This is a genomic window from Shinella sp. GW835-FHT14H05, assembly GCF_058793575.1.
On sequence record NZ_JBXAFY010000002.1, the window covers coordinates 177,649 to 192,872 of the forward strand.

At 63.8% G+C, this 15,224-nt stretch carries 16 protein-coding genes; 5 read left to right on the forward strand and 11 right to left on the reverse strand.

The features are described 5' to 3' along the window. Positions 1–50 precede the first annotated feature (50 nt). Entirely contained in the window at positions 51–524 is a 474-nt protein-coding gene (locus tag AC1Q6Z_RS08240) for a cupin domain-containing protein (protein WP_492647400.1), read from the forward strand. Positions 525–558: 34 nt separating this feature from the next. Further along, a complete protein-coding gene (locus AC1Q6Z_RS08245; protein WP_256114616.1) occupies positions 559–1,728 on the forward strand; it encodes a nucleotide sugar dehydrogenase in 1,170 nt (389 codons plus the stop codon). Between the two features lie 40 nt (positions 1,729–1,768). Here the strand turns inward: AC1Q6Z_RS08245 and AC1Q6Z_RS08250 are convergent, their stop codons facing one another. Beyond that, entirely contained in the window at positions 1,769–2,239 is a 471-nt protein-coding gene (locus AC1Q6Z_RS08250; RefSeq protein ID WP_492647844.1) for a methyltransferase domain-containing protein, read from the reverse strand. Between AC1Q6Z_RS08250 and AC1Q6Z_RS08255 the strand changes: the two genes are divergently transcribed. Further along, positions 2,238–2,525: a hypothetical protein gene (locus AC1Q6Z_RS08255; RefSeq protein WP_492647401.1), complete on the forward strand. Its 288-nt coding sequence runs from the start codon at positions 2,238–2,240 to the stop codon at positions 2,523–2,525. The two genes, AC1Q6Z_RS08250 and AC1Q6Z_RS08255, sit on opposite strands and share 2 nt — an antisense overlap. A gap of 328 nt (positions 2,526–2,853) precedes the next feature. On the opposite strand, the gene AC1Q6Z_RS08260 is transcribed toward AC1Q6Z_RS08255, so the two are convergent. The 10 genes from AC1Q6Z_RS08260 to AC1Q6Z_RS08305 all read right to left on the reverse strand — a co-directional run bounded on the left by AC1Q6Z_RS08260 (position 2,854) and on the right by AC1Q6Z_RS08305 (position 13,078). Next, positions 2,854–3,690 carry a sugar phosphate isomerase/epimerase family protein gene (locus AC1Q6Z_RS08260; protein WP_492647402.1) on the reverse strand — a complete coding sequence of 279 codons (837 nt, stop codon included), beginning with the start codon at positions 3,688–3,690 and terminating at the stop codon, positions 2,854–2,856. Further along, a complete protein-coding gene (locus AC1Q6Z_RS08265; RefSeq protein ID WP_492647403.1) occupies positions 3,687–4,892 on the reverse strand; it encodes an NAD(P)/FAD-dependent oxidoreductase in 1,206 nt (401 codons plus the stop codon). The genes AC1Q6Z_RS08260 and AC1Q6Z_RS08265 overlap by 4 nt, the downstream gene beginning before the upstream one ends. A gap of 55 nt (positions 4,893–4,947) precedes the next feature. Then, the gene (locus AC1Q6Z_RS08270) at positions 4,948–5,892 is read right to left on the reverse strand and encodes a substrate-binding domain-containing protein (RefSeq protein WP_492647404.1); all 945 of its coding nucleotides are present in this window, start codon (positions 5,890–5,892) and stop codon (positions 4,948–4,950) included. A 75-nt stretch (positions 5,893–5,967) separates the two neighbouring features. Further along, on the reverse strand, positions 5,968–6,279 hold the full coding sequence (locus AC1Q6Z_RS08275) for a MocE family 2Fe-2S type ferredoxin (protein ID WP_492647405.1): 312 nt from the start codon (positions 6,277–6,279) through the stop codon (positions 5,968–5,970). Further along, the gene (locus AC1Q6Z_RS08280; RefSeq protein ID WP_492647406.1) at positions 6,276–7,310 is read right to left on the reverse strand and encodes a sterol desaturase family protein; all 1,035 of its coding nucleotides are present in this window, start codon (positions 7,308–7,310) and stop codon (positions 6,276–6,278) included. Before AC1Q6Z_RS08280 ends, AC1Q6Z_RS08275 begins: the two co-directional genes overlap by 4 nt. A 129-nt stretch (positions 7,311–7,439) precedes the next feature. Next, positions 7,440–8,441, reverse strand: coding sequence for a LacI family DNA-binding transcriptional regulator (locus AC1Q6Z_RS08285; RefSeq protein WP_492647407.1), 1,002 nt, complete (start codon positions 8,439–8,441; stop codon positions 7,440–7,442). Between the two features lie 14 nt (positions 8,442–8,455). Continuing rightward, positions 8,456–9,886, reverse strand: a complete 1,431-nt coding sequence (locus tag AC1Q6Z_RS08290) for an amidase (protein ID WP_492647408.1) — start codon at positions 9,884–9,886, stop codon at positions 8,456–8,458. Between the two features lie 75 nt (positions 9,887–9,961). Further along, positions 9,962–10,240, reverse strand: coding sequence for a hypothetical protein (locus tag AC1Q6Z_RS08295; RefSeq protein WP_439615239.1), 279 nt, complete (start codon positions 10,238–10,240; stop codon positions 9,962–9,964). Then, positions 10,237–12,531 carry an FdhF/YdeP family oxidoreductase gene (locus tag AC1Q6Z_RS08300; RefSeq protein WP_439615240.1) on the reverse strand — a complete coding sequence of 765 codons (2,295 nt, stop codon included), beginning with the start codon at positions 12,529–12,531 and terminating at the stop codon, positions 10,237–10,239. The genes AC1Q6Z_RS08295 and AC1Q6Z_RS08300 overlap by 4 nt, the downstream gene beginning before the upstream one ends. Before the next feature lie 70 nt (positions 12,532–12,601). Beyond that, a complete protein-coding gene (locus AC1Q6Z_RS08305; RefSeq protein WP_492647409.1) occupies positions 12,602–13,078 on the reverse strand; it encodes an Lrp/AsnC family transcriptional regulator in 477 nt (158 codons plus the stop codon). Positions 13,079–13,217: 139 nt separating this feature from the next. On the opposite strand from AC1Q6Z_RS08305, the gene AC1Q6Z_RS08310 reads away from it, so the two are divergent. Beyond that, positions 13,218–14,237, forward strand: coding sequence for a 1-aminocyclopropane-1-carboxylate deaminase (locus AC1Q6Z_RS08310; protein WP_439615242.1), 1,020 nt, complete (start codon positions 13,218–13,220; stop codon positions 14,235–14,237). 163 nt (positions 14,238–14,400) lie between these two features. Further along, positions 14,401–15,156: an alpha/beta fold hydrolase gene (locus AC1Q6Z_RS08315; protein ID WP_492647410.1), complete on the forward strand. Its 756-nt coding sequence runs from the start codon at positions 14,401–14,403 to the stop codon at positions 15,154–15,156. The last annotated feature ends 68 nt before the right edge of the window (positions 15,157–15,224 follow it).

Here is a 15,224-nt window from a genome sequence, read left to right on the forward strand (position 1 = left end):
CTTACGGGAGAATTTGGGGACGCCTTGAACAGCATGCCGGGGGGCAAGACATGGTATTGAAGTTGATATTGGCGACGATGGTGGGTGCGGCCGTGCGTTCGCGTTATGCCGAACCGGCAGCCCCTAAGGCTATCGTCGCGACCGCACCCGACGATCTCGAAATGGAGCCCTGCCCAGTCGAACCCTCGTGGATCATCGAAGGCAAGCCCATCGCGCGCCGCTCGCTCCACTCGCGCTCGGCCGACGACCAGGCGACAACGGCGATATGGGATTGCACAGCCGGCACCTTCCACTGGCATTTCGGCTGGGACGAAACGGTCGTTATCCTGGAGGGTGAGGTTCGGGTCACCGGCGAGGACGGCGCGGAGCGTGTACTGAAAGTCGGCGACATTGCCTATTTCCCGGCAGGTTCGTCGGCGATCTGGCATATCGACGACTATGTGCGAAAAATCGCCTTCGGCCGCCGTGAGTTCCCCGGCGCCGTCAACATGGCGCTGAAGTTGCGCGACAAATTCAGACGATAGGGCGTTCATCGAACGCCCCCGCTCAGAGGTTTGCATGGTCAATATTACGGTCGCCGGCATCGGTTATGTCGGCCTTTCCAACGCCGTGCTTCTCGCGCAGCATAATGACGTCATCGCCTATGATATCAGCGAGCAACGCGTCGCCCGGGTGAATGCGCGCCACTCGCCCATCGTCGATACGGAAATCGAGCACTATCTCAGCACCAAGCCGTTGCGGCTGAAGGCAACGATGGACAAGGCGGAAGCCTTTGCCGGCGCCGAATTCGTCGTGGTGGCCACGCCGACAAACTACGATCCCGAAAGCAACTATTTCGATACACGCAGTATCGAGGCCGTGATCGACGACGTACGGCGCGTCAACCGGGATGCCACGATCATCATCAAGTCGACCGTGCCGGTCGGCTATACCCAGTCGCTGCGCGACGCACGCGATGACGACCGGATCGTCTTCTCTCCGGAATTCCTGCGCGAAGGCAAGGCGCTCTACGACAACCTGCATCCTTCACGCATCATCATTGGCGCGGATACGCCGGAGGCCCATCGCTTCGCGGACCTGCTTCGGCAAGGGGCGGTGAAGACGGATATTCCGGTGCTCGCGACCGGCTCAGGCGAAGCGGAGGCGATCAAGCTCTTCGCCAACACCTATCTCGCCATGCGCGTCGCCTATTTCAACGAGCTCGATTCCTACGCCATTACCCACGGTATCGATACGCGCCAGATCATCGAGGGTGTCGGGCTCGATCCGCGCATCGGAAAGCACTACAACAACCCGTCCTTCGGCTATGGCGGTTATTGCCTGCCGAAGGATACCAAGCAGCTTCTCGCCAATTTCAGCGAAGTCCCCCAAAACCTGATCCGGGCGATTGTCGATGCCAATACGACGCGTAAGGACTTCCTGGCCGGCGATATCGCCGCGCGCAATCCGGATGTGGTGGGGGTCTATCGCCTCGCGATGAAGAAGGATTCGGACAATTTCCGCGAATCCTCGATCCAGGGCATCATGAAGCGCATCAAGGCAAAGGGCATTCCGGTCATCATCTATGAGCCGGACTTTGACGGAGAGACGTTCTTCCGCTCGGAAATCGTGCGTGATCTCGCAGAGTTCAAGCGCCGCGCCGACCTCATCATCGCCAATCGCGTTTCGGACGATCTCGACGACGTGCGCGGAAAGATCTACACGCGCGATATTTTCGGAGCTGACTGACCGGCAGCGTTTCCGCCGGCCAAAGTGTGCCGAAAGGCTTTTATCGCTTGGTTGCGATGAAGATCGTCTCGCCGGGCAAAAGGCCATACTGGCCGACATAGGGTTCCTGGGCCACGAATTCTTCGAGGTCGAAGCCGGCCGCCATCACGCGATCCCGGAAGTCGCGGCCGTAATAGCGCACATGATCCGACTGCCCAAAGTGAAGGAGCCGTTCCGCCGGATCGGTGATCGATGGATTTTCATAGGTGGTCGGCCAGCCCTCGACGAGCGGAACCGTCAGCAGCGCCACGCCGCCCGTCACCAGGATTCGGTGCAGCTCGGCGAGCGCCTTGGTGTCGTCGACATGCTCCATGACATGGTTGCAGATTACCAGCTCGATGCTGTCGGCCGGCAGGTCGATGGCTTCGATATTCATTTCCCGGTCGCCGCGGTTCGGGTCGATGTCGGCGCCGATATAGGAGGCGGCTACCGTCTCGATACCCCTTGCGAAGCGTCGGCTCGGGCGCGAAATGCAGGATTGCCTTGCCCTTCGTCAGGTCGGGCCGATCGTTCAGGAGAAGCGTGAACTGCCGGTGGCGCTCAAGCGAGCCGCAGGTTGGGCACATCGCATTGAGACGCGGCGGGTAACCCGCGAGGCGAAACTTCTGGCTGTTTCCGCAGCAGGCGCAGGTAAAGACGCGGGAATCACTCTGCATGAGCAACTCCTTTACGGCCTTTGCATCCTGCAACCAGGGAAACGCAGCCCTTATCTTACGGCTGAAATAGGACACAACGATACACCTTTTAAAGTAAGTTAGAACATGCCCTTGGTCATCTACACTATTCTCCGAATAATGAAAACTCTCCAAAGATTACATTTCGGTAATCCAGAAATAGAACTGATCTGTACCTTTTCTGGATTCACTTTGTTTCAAATGCCGAAAAGAAAATCGGCAGAATTTCCGTCTGCTAATCGTTCATTAATCTTTACCGGAATCGGGCGGCCGATGCCATAGCTGGCACAGACCGTTACAATCTATGGTTAAAATCACTTAACATATGCATGACAAAAGCCAACGAAGAGAGGTGGCCGGGAGCCACCTCTCTTCGTTCGACCGCAACCCGAGGAGATGGGCTGCGGCGGGACTAGTGGTCGATCGCAGCCCAGAGATCCCGCACCATCCCGCGCAGCAGCAAGGCCTCCGCCCATCTGTCCGTCGTGTCGTTGCCGTCCCGTCCGGTGATCGCATAGGGCTTGGGGCCGAGTTCGCAGATGAAGACCAGTTCGGCATCGTCGGCGGCACGCGATCGCCACGCACAAAAACCGTAGTTCCACCATTGCAGGAAGAGATCGACCCAGGGGCGATGGTGCGGAAAGGTGATCTCGATCTGCACCTGTTCACGCGAAGCGACGCGGCCGTGGAAGGCTTTTGCATTGCGCAGGATGCGCTGAATCAGCGCGTGGTTTTCAGCGTCGACCGGAAAGGCGAACTCCCGACCGACGAGGAAATGTGAGAGGTCGGCGAGGAGCGGCAGGTCTGGACGGCGCTCCAGCAGGTCGAGTGTGAAGAAGAGATCCGTGGTCATGCGATCGCGATGCGTCTCGATGAAGACGGGAATGCCCGCATCCTCGGCAAGCCGCATCCAGCCATCGAGCAGTGGCAGGCAATCCTCGATACGGCGCAGCCGCACATCGGGTTGCAGGTTGATATGGCTGACCGGGAATTCGGTCGCCAGTTCGAGCGGCAAGCGCAGGTCGTCGATGGTGCGCGGGAAACAGACGCCTTCGATCTTCAGCCCGGTGCCGCGCAGGGTTTCGTCGAGACCCGCTACGTCCCGGCGATTGGTATAATGCGCGCTGACGCCATCGAACCCCGCCGCCGCAATCATCGCGATGTTTTCCGCGAGGCTGCGCTCCTGGCCGTCGGTGTTCCGGCGCTCCATTGCCCAGAGCGATTGAAAGACAAGCAGCTTTTGCATCACGCGGCCCGTGCGCTCTTGAGGAGCGTTTTGAGGTTGACGCCCGGGTCCATCAGCGCGGCCGGATCGGGGGTGATGCCAGCGGCGATCAGCATTTCCGCCAGCTTGATCTCCCTCGCGATGCCGTTGCCGACACCGAGGCCTGCCGCGGCGACCAGACGTCCGCCGGCGAGATAAAATTCCAGTTCGCCGTCGCCAAGCGTCCGCAAGACGCTTTGATGCCCCGACAGGGGCAGGCCTGCCACCTGCAACCCGACATCGTATTGGTCGGACCAGAACCAGGGGATCGCGGCAAAGGCCTCGTTGGCACCCGCCATGTTGCGCGCGGCCGTTTCGGCCTGGCTGCGCGCGTTGCGCCAGCTCTCGAAGCGGACGTGACCGCCGCCGGGCTGGGACACGGCCGCACAGTCGCCAGCCGCGAAGATGTGCGGGTCGCTCGTGCGCAAAAAAGCGTCGGTGAGGATGCCGTTGGCGGTTGCAAGTCCGGCGGCTTCGGCCAATGCAATATCGGGCGCGACACCGACGGCGGCAACAACGATGTCGGCGGGCACACGCTCGCCATCGGCCAGCAGGACGGCATCGGGAGTGATCTCGGCCACGCCTTGCCCGAGATGGAACAGCACGCCCTCCTTCACATGCCGGGCATGCAGCGTCGCGGCAAACCGCGCGGGAACCGCCCGGCCGAGCGGCTTTGGCGCCGCTTCGATGATGCTGACACTAACGCCCTTGCCGCGCAGCACCGCCGCCAGCTCCATTCCGATCAGGCCGCCGCCGATAATTGCGACTCGCCCGCCGGCCTCTGCCTTGGAAAAGATCGCCGCCGCATCCGCATAGGTGCGGAAGTCGAGCGCGTGTTCTGCGCCGGGGCATGCCAAGCGTCTTGGCCGCGCGCCAGTGGCGAGGAGCAGTTTTTCATAGGCCAGCATGCGCCCGTCGCTGAGCACTACAGATCGGGCGTCCGGCTCGATGCGCAAGGCCGAGACGCCCTGATGATAGTCGATGCCAGCGGCCTCCAGCGCCGGCAGCCCGCAGATCGGCTTCATCTGCACCACGCCGTCCAGCGGCTTGGAAAGCGGCGGGCGCTCGTAGGGCAGATGCGGCTCCGTGCCAACCAGCGTGATGGCGCCGGAAAAACCTGCCTCTCGGGCGGCAAAGGCCGCGCGGGTGCCGGCCTCGCCTGCACCGATGATGACCATACCCTGCATGTCGTCTCCCTGGAAAATGAGACCGGCGCGAACCAGAAGCGCGCCGGTCGGAGCATCAGTTCTTGCTGGCGTAGTCGGCCATGTTCTTCGGCGTCACCAGCTCGAAGGGCACCATGACCTGCTTTTCGACCGGCTCGCCGCGCGCAAGGGCCACGGCTGCATCCATCGCGCTTGCCGATTGGCCCTTGGCATTCTGGAACACGGTCGCGTCGAGGTCGCCGGCGGCCATGGCGGCAAGGCCGTCCTGCGTCGCATCGATGCCGATGACGATGACATCGTCCATCGCCAGGCCGGAGGCCTTAAGCGCCTGGATGGCGCCGATCGCCATTTCGTCATTGTTGGCGAAGACCACGTCGATCGGCTGGCCGGCGGTGATCCAGTTCGTCGTCATGTCCATGGCATTGGTGCGCGTCCAGGCGGCGGACTGCTCGTCGGCGATCGTCACGCCCTTGCAGTCGCCAGCCGCGAGCGCGTCCTTGAAGGAGGAGGTGCGGTCGCGCGAGGCCTGGTGGGCGAGATCCCCCATCAGGATATAGACCTGCGCCGCGCTCGCCTTGCCCTTCTCCTGGAGCAGCGAACAGGCCGCCTCGCCAGCCAGGCGCCCGGCGTCGGTTTCCTTCGATCCGACATAGGCCTGCTTTTCCGGCAGCTTGTCGACGTTTTCGGGCTCCAGATTGAGGTAGACGAGCGGAATGCCGGCCTTCGCCGCCGCTTCGCTGACACCCGGGGCAGCCGACGTGTCCGTCAGCGTCATGACGATCGCATCCACCCCTGCCGCGATGAAATTGTTCACCTGGTTGAGCTGCTTGGAAATGTCGGTCTGCGCGTCCTCGACCTGGACATTGACGCCCGAGACCTCGGAGGCCCTCGCGCTCAGCCCTTCGCGCAGCAGCGTCTGGAAATTGTTGTCGAAGCTCTGCATCGAGATGCCGATCGTCTCGGCCGAGGCAGCACTTGCCGTCAAGGCGGCCAGTACGGCCGCCAGGTACAGGGTTTTCATCATATCCTCCCAATGGGTGCCGGATCACCCGATCGCATTCCGGAAGCCCGATGGGCCTGGTTGATGTGCGCGGCCCTAGCCGAGGGCCACGCGGATCTCCCCGTCGATCACCTCGACGGGATAGATCTTCAGGTTCTCGCAGGCGGGGAGCCTGAGCGCCTCGCCGGTGCGGTAATCGAAGGCGCCGGAATGCTTGGGACATTCCACCTCGAAATCCATGACCAGCCCGTCTGCCAGATGGATCGCCTCGTGGGTGCAGAGGCCGGCGGTGCAGTAGACGCTGTCGTCCGGTCCGCGGTAGAGCGCGTAGGTGCGGCCGCCATGGTCGAAGCGAATGGCGCCTTCCTGTTCGATGTCGTCGAGCTTGCAGGCGGGAACCCAGGTCATTCGGCTGCTCCCTGAACTTGCGTGCGGGCCTTGCGGGCGGCGAGCTTTTCCTTGCGCCGGCGGTAGCGTTCCTGCATGCGCGCCTCGCCGTCCGCCGAGCCGTCGTGCCAGGTGCCGAACCACTTATCGAGCGGGATCAGCGCGTCGCCGTAGTTCACCTCGAAATATTTGTGGTGCAGGTAATGCGCATAGGCGTGGCTATCGACCAGCTTGTCCTCGCCGACCTCCACCTTGTCGAAGCCGACATGGCCGGGGATCGCGCCGAAGCCGGCATAGTGCAGCTGGTAGAGCATGAGGATCGGGTTGGACGGCAGGACCAGGTGGTAGAAGGCCGTGCCGAGATAGAGAAAATGCTCGACCGGATGCATCGAAAGCGAGGACCAGGGCGACGGGTTGACCGAATTGTGATGGACCGAATGCACCCATTTATAGAGGAACGGCGTGTGGATGAGCCGGTGGATGCAGAAGAAATGGAACTCGTGGATGATGGGCACCACGAGGGCGACAAGGGCGAGCGTCCACGGGTTTTCGGTGAAGCTCAGCCAGGGCGCATAACCATTGGCATAGGCCCAGAGCATAGCGACCTCGATGGCGGTCCAGATGGTGACGCCCGAAAGGAAGGTGCGAAGGATATTGTCGAGGTTCTGGCTTTCGAACCAGAAGGCCTTGTTCTTCTGGTCGGCGGGGAATTTGCCGTTGTACTTGAAGCGGTTATCCTGCCGCTTCAGCACATAGAGGTGAACCTCGAAGGCGCCGTAGAAAAGCGCCACACAGACGGCGTTGACGGCATAGAGCCAGGCGATCCAGCCGGCGCTCAGCGTCGCCATCGTTTCCACCGGCGGGATGATCCAGGCCCAGTAGGCGACGGCGGAGGCGGCAAAGATCGCATTCCACGGGAAGAAATAATGCGGCAGCCATTTCAGGACCGCCAGCAGCCGCGGCGGAAAGGCGAAGAGCGGTGCGGTTTCGACCGGCTCATGCGGTGCCCAGTCCCCCCGCTTGTTGCGCGTGCCATATTTTAAGTCGTCCATAACGCTCTCCTTCGGCAGACCTTTCCGATGGGAGACGCGCGGCATTTTCCTGAAACGCCGCCTCTCCTCCCGACCGCAAAAGTAGCAGGAGGCCGTTCAAACGCCGAAGGCTTCGTTGATCAAAACAGATCAAAGGCTCTCGGCGGTGATGGTGATGAAGCGGATGGGATTTCGGTCTGGCTCGACCTCGGTGAGACCAACGCGGCGCAGGATGAGATCGAGCGCACGCTGCGCCTGCGCCTCCGGCGCCTGGTCGAGCACCACATCCATGATGCCGTCACGCAGGGCCGCGCGGGTGTAGTCGGTCAGTTCGTGGCCGATGAACAGGATGTCCCTGCCGCGGTCGTGGCGCCGCAGAACGTCGATCAAGGCCGAGTTCGCGCCGCCGGCATTGTAGAGACCGACGAGGTTCGGAAACATGCCGAGCGCGATCGCGAGCGTTTCCGCGCTGAAATGTTCCTCGTCGCGGGTGAAGCCGAGCCAGTCGAAACTGATCGCACCGGGATGGTCGCGAAAATATTCGGAAAAGCCGCGGATACGATCGTGGTGGACCTGGTAGATCGGATGGCACAGCGCGACGACCGGGCCTTCCGCCCGCGCCATGCGGGCGATGAAATGGGCGGCCGTGCGCCCCGCGGCATAGTTGTCGATGCCGACGAAATCGACCTTGTCCTCGGAGGCGCGGGTCACGACATGGACGACCGGCACGCCCTGCCGGACGACTGTTTCCACCGCCGCCCGGATCAGCGGGCTGTTTGGAACCGCAAGGATAAGGCCTGCCCGCGGCACATCCGTGGACAGGATGTGCCGCGCGATCTCCGGCGGGTTCATCTCCTCCGCAAACCGCCGATGCACGACCACGAGCGGATCGAGCGTCGCGGCGATCCGCTCGAACGCCTTGGAGAGGCGGCGATAGAAGGTCGTCTCGGGGCGCACCATCAACACGTCGATGCGCAGCAGGCCGCGGTGTGCTTCGGGAAGCGTGCGCGGATAGTTGAGGCTGCGCGCGGCCGCGACCACCTTCTCGACCAGTTCCGGCCGCACACCCCCTCGCCCGTTGAGCACCCGCTCCACCGTCGCGGTTCCCACCCCGGCCTGGCGGGCGATGTCCCGGTAGCGCGGCTTGCTCACGCTAAAACCTCCCGCTAGCTGCCGGCATGCACCGGCGCCCGCAGCGCGCTCCACGGGCGGGCCACCTCAAGGTCGCGGGCGACGCGCACCAAGGTCGCCTCGTCTGCAAAACAGCCGACGACCTGGATGCCGATCGGCATGCCGGTGCGGTCGAGGCCGAGCGGCAGGCTGACGGAGGGCTGGCCGGTGGCGTTGAAAGTGCCGAGGAAGGTGAAGAGCGTCGTATCGCCCTCGGAAAACGCCTCCGCCGTCAGGTCCTCGCGCGTCGTCGAGAACAGGCCGTGCTCCGGCGCCGTGACCGGCGTCGTCGGGGTCAGCAGGATATCGAAGCGCTGCGTGGCCACCGCCACGTCATGGCGGATCTTGCGCAGGACCTCGAAGACGTTGACGATCGCCGCCGGGGACATGGCGAGGGTCTGCTCCATCAGCTTCAGGATCACCGGCTCCACCGTCGTGGCGTCGAGCGGCTTTCCGAGCAGGCGGGCGAAGTCCGGCATTTCGGCAAGGCCGAGATTGAAGCCGCCCATGACGCCGACCATGATGTCCTGCGGGTCTGCGGGTGCGCCGATTTCCTCGATCTCGTGGCCCATCTCGGCAAGAAGGGCTGCCGTTTCGTCGAGCACGGCCAGCACGTCCGGCGCAATCGGCACCCTGCCCCAGGCGGTGCGCGCGAGGCCGACGCGGAGCTTGCCGGTCGGCCGGCCCAGTTCCTCGACATAGGGGCGCTCCGGCTGGCGGATGATGAAGGGATCGCCCGGCTCCGGGCCGGAAAACACGTCGAGCGCCGCGGCCATGTCGCGCACCGTGCGGCAGACGACGAATTCGCGGGCGAGGCCGAAGAGCGAATCCTGACCGCCGGGGCCGCCGGAAACGCGGCCACGCGAGGGATTGAGCCCGACCAGCCCGCACCAGCCCGCCGGAATGCGGATCGAGCCGCCGCCGTCGGAGGCGTGCGCGATCGGCACGACGCCGGCAGCGACCGCCGAGGCCGCACCGCCGGAGGAACCGCCGGCCGAGCGAGTGAGGTTCCAGGGATTGCCCGTAACGCCTTCCAGCAGGGTCTCGGTGAAGCCGGCAAAGGCGAATTCCGGCACGGCGCTGCGGCCGACGAAGCGCAGGCCGGCGGCCTTGGCGCGGGTGGTGTAGTAGCTGTCGAACGTCGCGACATTGCCCTTCATCAGCCGGCTGCCGCATTCCTGCAAGCGCCCGGCCTCCTTGGAGCCGATGTCCTTGCGCAGGAACGGCACGCCGGCGAAGGCGCCCTCGTTCGGACCGCTCACGTCTTCCGCATCGGCGTAGAACTCGACGACGGCATTGATTTCAGGATCGACCTTTTCGTGTGCCGCGCGCGCAAGCGCAGTCAGCTCGCGGGCGGAAATCTCCCGGCGCTTCACCAGATCGGCAAGACCGGTCGCGTCATGGCTGCAATATTCGGAAAGGTTCATGGAAAATCCTGAGGTCATGACGCGGCACCGCCACACAAGCCAGCAGCGGCGCTTTTGTCAACCGGCGCGCTGCCGTCAGAGTTTTCCGGACAGGACGTAGTGCGTGCGCATCGTGCGGGCGTCGCGCTTCTCGATGGAAAGCCGGTCGCCGCGCTCGGCAAGCGCATTCAGCTCTCGTAGCACGAGCGCATGGGCGAGCCCGAGATGGCGGGCGAAGGTGCGGCTGTCATGCGCGATGCCGAGCGACGCGGCGGCAAGAAGTCCCGCCTGGATCGCGCTCAGTTGCGCGTCCTCCGCTTGCAGCCGGGCGACGAGCGCCAGGAAGCGCTCGGCATCCGGCACCGTGCCGGTCACGCCGCCTCGCGCTTGCGGAAGGTCACCATGATCGACTTGGAGGTCGGCGTGTCGCTTTCCTCGCCGGCGCTGCCGAGCGGCACCAGCACGTTGAGTTCCGGATAATAGCCGGCGATGCTGCCGCGCGGAATGTCGTAGGGCACGAAGCGGAAATCCGGTGCGATACGCGCGATACCGTCGTCATGGTCGCCGACGACATCGATGCGGTCGCCTGCCGCCGATCCCATGGCCTTCAGGTCTTCCGGGTGGATGAAGATGACCTGGCGTTCGCCATAGACGCCACGATAACGGTCGTCGAGACCGTAGACCGTCGTATTGTACTGGTCGTGCGAGCGGAAAGTCTGCAACGCGAAGCGCCCGCCGCCCTTGCGCGCCTTCTGGTGCACGGTCTCTTCCGGCAGCGGGCCGGAGAAGAAGGTCGCCTTCGCCGCCGGCGTATCCCATTCGCGGTGGGCGGCGGTGTTGCGCAGGTGGAAGCCGCGCGGCTTGCGCAGGCGCCTGTTGAAATCCTCGAAGCCCGGAATGGTCGCCTCGATGGCGTCGCGGATGCGGTCGTAGTCCTCGGCGAGCGCCGTCCAGTCGATCGTGCCCTCGCCCACCGTCGCCCGCGCGATGCCGGCGATAATGGCGACTTCGGACTTGAGATGCGGCGAGGCCGGACGGTTGATGCCGGCCGAGCCATGCACCATGCTCATCGAATCCTCGACGCTGATGAGCTGCGAATTGCCCGCAGCGTTGAGGTCCATCTCGGTGCGGCCGAGGCAGGGCAGGATGAAGGAGACCTCGCCCGGCATCAGATGCGAATGGTTGGGCTTGGTCGCGACATGCACTGTCAGCTTCAGGCCGCTCAGCGCCTTTTCGACGAGCGCGCTATCCGGCGTGGCGCGGGCGAAATTGCCGCCGAGGCCGATGAAGGCCTTTGCCGAGCCGTCCAGCATGGCGCCGATCGCCGAGAGCACATTGTGCCCGTGCTTGCGCGGCACAGCGAAGCCGAAGTGCTTTTCCAGCGCATCGAGGAAGGCTTGCGAGGGCTTCTCGTTGATGCCGACGGTGCGGTCGCCCTGCACGTTGGAATGGCCGCGCACCGGGCAGAGGCCGGCGCCGGGCCGGCCGATATTGCCGCGCAGGAACATGAAATTGGCGATCTCGCGGATCGTCGCGACGGAATGCAGGTGCTGCGTCACCCCCATCGCCCAGGTGCAGATGACCCGCTCGGCCTTGATATAGACCTCGGCGGCGCGCTCGATCTCGGCGCGCGTCAGGCCGGACTGGTCTTCGATCTCGGCCCAGCCCGTCGCCTCAACGGCGGCGCGGTAGTCGGCAAGACCAGCGCAATGTTCGGCCAGGAAGGCGTGGTCGAGCACGCTGGGCAGACCGGCGGCCACCGCCGCGTCCTCGGCGGCGAACACCACCTTCGCCATGCCGCGCACGGCCGCCATGTCGCCGCCGAGCTGCGGCTGGAAATAGTGGCTGGCAATGTCCGTCGCGCCGCCGCGCAGCATCTCGATCTTGTCCTGCGGATCGGAGAAGCGCTCCAGGCCGCGCTCGCGGATGGGATTGAACACGACGATGCGGGCGCCGCGCATCGCAGCCCGGCGCAGGTCACCCAGCATGCGCGGATGGTTTGTGCCGGGGTTCTGACCGATCACGAAGACCGCATCCGCCTCCTCGAAATCCTCCAGCAGCACCGTGCCCTTGCCGACGCCGATCGCCTGGCGCAGCCCGACACCGCTCGCCTCATGGCACATGTTCGAGCAGTCCGGAAAATTGTTGGTGCCATAGGCGCGAACGAAAAGCTGGTAGAGATAGGCCGCCTCGTTGCTCGCGCGGCCGGAGGTGTAGAATTCCGCGCGGTCGGGATTGTCGAGGCCCTTCAGGATGCCGCCGATTTCGGCGAAAGCATCCTCCCAGGCGACCGGCAGATAGCGGTCGCTGGCGGCGTCGTAGCGCATCGGATGCGTCAGGCGGCCATTGAGCTCCAGCTCGTAATCCGTCAGTCGACGCAGTTCCGAAACGGTGTGGGCGGCGAAGAACACCGGCGAAGCACGCTTCTCCGTCGCTTCCCAGGCGACGGCCTTCACGCCGTTTTCGCAGAATTCGAAGGAGGAGCCGTGTTCGGGATCGCCCCAGGCGCAGCCCGGGCAATCAAAACCGTCCGGCTGGTTGGCCTTCAGCAGGGTGCGCGCGCCGGAGATCGGCATACCGCTCTCCAGAAGCCTTTTGCCGCAACTCTTCAACGCTCCCCAGCCGCCGGCTGCGGAGGATTTCTTGCCGATAAAAGTCGTTGTCATGACTCATGTATTATCGACACGAGAACGTGGATCAAGGCGACTGTCACGATGGCTTGATAGTCAATTCCTATCAAAACGGCAGACGTGCATTCTCCTTCACTTCCTTCATGACGAAGAAGGTTCGCGTCTGGCGCACGCCGGGCAGCGCGATCAGCTTCTGGCCATGCAGCTTGTTGAAATCCGCCATGTCGCGCACGCGGATTTTCAGGAGATAATCGAAATCGCCGGCAACCAGGTTGCAGTCGAGCACTTCCTTCATCGCCATCACCGCGCCCTCGAAGGCGGCAAAGCTCTCCGGCGTCGAGCGATCGAGCACCACGCCGACCATGACGAGCGCGCCGAGACCGACCGCCGCCGGCGCCACTTCGGCCCGCACACCGGTGATGTAGCCCTCCTCGAACAGCCGCTGCGTGCGCCTGTGGCAGGTGGCCGGGCTGGCATTCACGCGCTCGGCCAGATCGGCATTGGAAAGCCGGCCCTCGGATTGCAGGGCGCGCAGGATCTTGAGGTCTATCCTGTCAAAACTCTCGGTGGAAGAATCTTTCATTTTTTATCACTCGATCCGAAGAATTAAATCACTATCGCACAAATCTATCGACTCTTTGGAAAAATAGCCACAAAAATAGAGAGCACCTTCCACACGGTTTCTGCCATCTTTCCTTGGCAAAATCGAAACGGAGGACACCATGTCACTGCTCGAAAAATTCGAACGCTACCCGCTCACCTTCGGCCCGACGCCGATCGAGCATCTGCCGCGGCTGTCGGCCGCAATCGGCGGCAAGGTCCAGATCTATGCCAAGCGGGACGACTGCAATTCGGGCCTCGCCATGGGCGGCAACAAGCTGCGGAAGCTCGAATATATCGTGCCGGACGCCATCGCCTCTGGCGCTGATACGCTGGTCTCGATCGGCGGCGTGCAGTCGAACCACACGCGCATGGTGGCCGCCACCGCAGCGAAGATCGGCATGAAATGCGTGGTCATCCAGGAAAAATGGGTGCCACATTACGATGCCGTCTACGACCGCGTCGGCAATATCCTGATGACGCGGCTGATGGGGGCGGACAGCCGGCTGGTCGACGACGGTTTCGACATCGGCATTCGCAAGAGCTGGGAAGACGCCATCCAGTCGGTGAAGGACGCCGGCGGCAAGCCCTATCCGATCCCGGCCGGTGCCTCGGTGCACAAATACGGCGCGCTCGGTTATGTCGGCTTCGCCGAGGAGGTCGCGGCGCAGGAGAAGGAACTCGGCTTCACCTTCGATTACATCGTCGTCTGCGTCGTCACGGGCTCGACCCAGGGCGGCATGATCGTCGGCTTCGCCGCGCAGGACCGCGCCGACCGGATAATCGGCATCGATGCCTCCGGCACGCTCGACCAGACCCGCGCGCAGGTGCGCGGCATCGTCGATGCCACGGCCGAACTGGTCGGCCTCGGCCGGGCGATCCGCGAGGACGAGATCGTCATCAATCCCGATTATGCCTATCCCGCCTATGGCGTGCCATCGGAAGAGACCAATGCGGCGATCCGGCTTGCCGCCCGTACCGAGGCGATGATCACCGACCCGGTCTACGAGGGCAAGTCCATGCAGGGCATGATCGACCTCGCGCAGAAAGGCTTCTTCCCCGAGGGCTCGAAAGTGCTCTACGCCCATCTCGGCGGCGCCCCGGCGCTGAACGGCTACAGCTACTACTACAAGGACGGCTGACCGCCGGCCCGACCCACAAACCCCATTGAAGACGAACGCTTGACGCTGCCGCCACGGCAGCTAGCGGTGGCGTTCGTCTTCCAAAACGAGAAGCGTCGCTTCCTTGAGGCAAGACGCCAACCCCAGGGAACGATCCCACCAACCCAAGGAAAGGACTTTTGAAATGCGCAAGACATCCATTCTGCTGGCCGCTTTGGCAAGCATTGCGCTCGGCTCTGTCGGGCAGGCGTTCGCGGAACCCGTCAGGAACGTCGTGATCGTGCATGGTGCGCTCGCCGATGGTTCCGGCTGGCGCAAGGTTTTCGACCGGCTGACGGCGAAGGGCTTCAAGGTCACCGTTGTCCAGCCGCCGATGACCTCGCTGGAAGACGACGTCGCCGCGACGAAGCGCATCCTCGACCAGCAGGACGGGCCGTCTGTGCTCGTCGGCCACAGCTATGGTGGCATGATCGTCACCGAGGCGGGCACCGCCGACAATGTCGCGGGCCTCGTCTATGTCGCGGCGTTCCAGCCGGATGCGGGCGAAACCCTGCTCGACCTCGCCGCCAAGACGCCGGCCGCGACCAAGGCCATCATGGCAACGAAGGACGACTATCTCTTCCTCGACCCGGCCGCCTTCGCCGCCGATTTCGCGGCAGACATCCCGGCGGACGAAGCCCGCTTCATGGCCCATTCGCAGGTCTACCCCGCCAAGGCGGCGTTCGAGACCAGAATCACGGCGCCGGCCTGGAAGAGCCGCAAGAGCTGGGCGCTGATCGCCACCGACGACCGCGCCATCCACCCCGACCTGATGCGCGACATGGCCAAGCGCGCCGGCAGCGAGCCGGTCGAGGTGAAGGCGAGCCATGCCGTCTTCATGTCGCAGCCGGCAGCGGTCGCCGAACTGATCGAAAAGGCAGCCACCACGCTTTCGGATTGATGCGCTCCGGCGTTAGGGGCCATGCCATTGGCGACACGGGATTTTCCGCCGGAGGGCAATTGCCTTTC

What these genes read in the sequence shown, in the direction of transcription:
- AC1Q6Z_RS08240 (WP_492647400.1), top strand. Translation starts at nt 51, where the DNA reads ATGGTATTGAAGTTGATATTGGCGACGATGGTGGGTGCGGCCGTGCGT.
- AC1Q6Z_RS08245 (WP_256114616.1), top strand. Translation starts at nt 559, where the DNA reads ATGGTCAATATTACGGTCGCCGGCATCGGTTATGTCGGCCTTTCCAAC.
- AC1Q6Z_RS08255 (WP_492647401.1), top strand. Translation starts at nt 2,238, where the DNA reads ATGCAGGATTGCCTTGCCCTTCGTCAGGTCGGGCCGATCGTTCAGGAG.
- AC1Q6Z_RS08265 (WP_492647403.1), bottom strand. Translation starts at nt 4,892, where the DNA reads ATGCAGGGTATGGTCATCATCGGTGCAGGCGAGGCCGGCACCCGCGCG.
- AC1Q6Z_RS08270 (WP_492647404.1), bottom strand. Translation starts at nt 5,892, where the DNA reads ATGAAAACCCTGTACCTGGCGGCCGTACTGGCCGCCTTGACGGCAAGT.
- AC1Q6Z_RS08275 (WP_492647405.1), bottom strand. Translation starts at nt 6,279, where the DNA reads ATGACCTGGGTTCCCGCCTGCAAGCTCGACGACATCGAACAGGAAGGC.
- AC1Q6Z_RS08280 (WP_492647406.1), bottom strand. Translation starts at nt 7,310, where the DNA reads ATGGACGACTTAAAATATGGCACGCGCAACAAGCGGGGGGACTGGGCA.
- AC1Q6Z_RS08290 (WP_492647408.1), bottom strand. Translation starts at nt 9,886, where the DNA reads ATGAACCTTTCCGAATATTGCAGCCATGACGCGACCGGTCTTGCCGAT.
- AC1Q6Z_RS08300 (WP_439615240.1), bottom strand. Translation starts at nt 12,531, where the DNA reads ATGACAACGACTTTTATCGGCAAGAAATCCTCCGCAGCCGGCGGCTGG.
- AC1Q6Z_RS08305 (WP_492647409.1), bottom strand. Translation starts at nt 13,078, where the DNA reads ATGAAAGATTCTTCCACCGAGAGTTTTGACAGGATAGACCTCAAGATC.
- AC1Q6Z_RS08310 (WP_439615242.1), top strand. Translation starts at nt 13,218, where the DNA reads ATGTCACTGCTCGAAAAATTCGAACGCTACCCGCTCACCTTCGGCCCG.
- AC1Q6Z_RS08315 (WP_492647410.1), top strand. Translation starts at nt 14,401, where the DNA reads ATGCGCAAGACATCCATTCTGCTGGCCGCTTTGGCAAGCATTGCGCTC.